At 67.7% G+C, this 2,364-nt stretch carries 2 protein-coding genes; one reads left to right on the forward strand and one right to left on the reverse strand.

Annotated elements, in window-relative coordinates:
- Positions 1 to 466 precede the first annotated feature (466 nt).
- Positions 467 to 1,882, forward strand: a complete 1,416-nt coding sequence (locus ARC63_RS03210) for a DEAD/DEAH box helicase (protein ID WP_057502497.1) — start codon at positions 467 to 469, stop codon at positions 1,880 to 1,882.
- Between the two features lie 197 nt (positions 1,883 to 2,079).
- Here ARC63_RS03210 and ARC63_RS23555 read toward each other — a convergent pair.
- Positions 2,080 to 2,364, reverse strand: a 285-nt coding sequence (locus ARC63_RS23555) for a hypothetical protein (RefSeq protein WP_231298564.1), incomplete at its 5' end; no start/stop codon positions are given.

Below are 2,364 nucleotides of genomic sequence, written 5' to 3' on the forward strand. Positions count from 1 at the left end.
GGGTGGGTCCGGCTGCAGGGGCGTGAGCCGCATGGATGCGGCGACCGAGCTTACATGGACGTACTTGCAGCGCCCCCTGCCACCGGCTCCCCCCCGCCTACCCGCAGGAACCCGGCTTCTGACGTTGCTCTGGCCTTGGCTCGGGCGTCTGCGGGTGCAGGGCGCAGCCCTGCAGAGAGCCCCTTACCTGAACAGGCCTTTTTGCGTGAAGTCTCAAACATCGTTTAGACTTGCGGGGTCTGCAGCGGCCGTCCGTTTCCCTCCGGGATCGCCGGCGACCAGGGTCCGCCCTCTTCGCCCGCCCCCACTCCGACGCCGTTCGTCACGCATTCCAGCCTGCGCTTCGTGCCGGCTGCACCCAATTCTCGCAGCGCGGTTCACGGGAACGCTCCGAGTCAGCCGATCAGTTTGATCTGCCCCCGTCTGTCCGTTTGGACAGGCGTTTCTTGTACTTGGAGCAATCTCAATGTCTTTTGAATCGCTGGGCCTGGCGCCCTTCCTGCTGCGTGCGCTTGCCGAGCAGGGCTACGAAAACCCGACCCCGATCCAGCAGCAGGCGATCCCGCTGGCGCTGGCCGGTCGCGACCTGCTGGCCGGCGCACAGACCGGCACCGGCAAGACCGCCGCCTTCGGCCTGCCGCTGCTGCAGCACCTGGGCACCGCCTCGCAGGAAGTGCGCAGTGGCCCGCGCAAACCGCGCGCGCTGATCCTGGCCCCGACCCGCGAGCTGGCCACCCAGGTGCACGACAGCCTGCGCGGCTACAGCAAGTACCTGCGCATCCCCAGCGCCTGCATCTACGGCGGCGTCGGCATGGGCAACCAGCTGGACATCCTGCGCCGTGGCGTGGACCTGCTGGTGGCCTGCCCGGGCCGCCTGATCGACCACCTGGAGCGTCGCAGCATCGACCTGTCCGGCATTGAACTGCTGGTGCTGGACGAAGCCGACCGCATGCTCGACATGGGCTTCCTGCCGTCGATCAAGCGCATCCTGGCCAAGCTGCCGAAGCAGAACCGCCAGACCCTGCTGTTCTCGGCCACCTTCGAGGACAACATCCGCCAGCTGGCGCTGGAGTTCATGCGCAACCCGGAACAGATCCAGGTGACGCCGAAGAACACCGTGGCCGAGACCATCACCCACCGCGTGCACCCGGTCGATGGCAGCCGCAAGCGCGACCTGCTGCTGCACCTGCTGGCGCAGGACAGCCGCGAGCAGACCCTGGTCTTCGCCCGTACCAAGCACGGCAGCGACAAGCTGGCCACGTTCCTGGAAAAGTCCGGCATCAAGACCGCGGCGATCCACGGCAACAAGAGCCAGGGCCAGCGCCTGCGTGCACTGGGTGACTTCAAGGCCGGTCGCGTGACCGTGCTGGTGGCCACCGACATCGCCGCGCGCGGCATCGACATCAACGAGCTGCCGAAGGTGATCAACTTCGATCTGCCGATGGTGGCCGAGGACTACGTGCACCGCATCGGCCGTACCGGCCGTAACGGTGCCACCGGCCAGGCGATCTCGCTGGTGGCGCAGGACGAAGTGAAGCTGCTGCGTGCGATCACTCGCCTGCTGGGCCGCGACATGGACATCCGCGACGTGCCGGGCTTCGAGCTGCAGACGCCGATCCGCTGGGGCAACAGCGCACCGGGCAAGGCCGAGCACGATACCGGCGAGCGCGCACCGCGCAAGAGCCACGCACGCCGTCCGCACGGCGATGCGCCGCGTCATGCGCATGCCGGCCCGAAGAAGGCCGGAGGCGGCCGTCGCGAGGGCGGTGGCCATGGCCAGCAGCGTGCGGGCGCGGGTCAGGGCCAGCGCCGTGGCGGTGGTGGCAATGGTGGTGGCCGTGGTCGTGGCCAGGGTGGCAACGGCGGCGGTCGCGCCGGCTGATCCCAGCTGAAGTGGATGACGTCTCCCGCTGCGCGGGGGCTTATCGAGGGACGGCGCTGACGCGCCGTCCTTTTTTGTTGCTGGCTACCGTGAGTAGAAGCCGGCGGTGTTCTGCGCTGAGGGCGGATGGGCGTGGGGCCAGCGCAAAACACGCCGTAAACCCATCCATGGGGGCTCGGTCGGCGCATCCATGCGCCTCACGGTTTTGCGCTGGCCCCACGCCCATCCGCTTCAAGCATTGCCCGCGCCTTCTTCTCCCGCCGGGTAGCCGGGAGAAGAAAGATCAAATTCAAATTCAAATTCAAATTCAAAGTCAAAAGCCGAAGCCGCAATTCCTGGCTTTGCCTTTGCTTTTGCCCTTGCTCCCGCCTTGGGGTCTGATGCGTCCGCGCCCGCAGGAAGCCGTCGAGGGGCGGCCGGGCGGGCTGCGCAGGACCATTGGCGCCATGGGCCCGAGGCACGCCTCGGGCGGGTTGGGCAGG

The organism is Stenotrophomonas geniculata ATCC 19374 = JCM 13324 (genome assembly GCF_001431625.1).
Classification (GTDB): domain Bacteria; phylum Pseudomonadota; class Gammaproteobacteria; order Xanthomonadales; family Xanthomonadaceae; genus Stenotrophomonas; species Stenotrophomonas geniculata.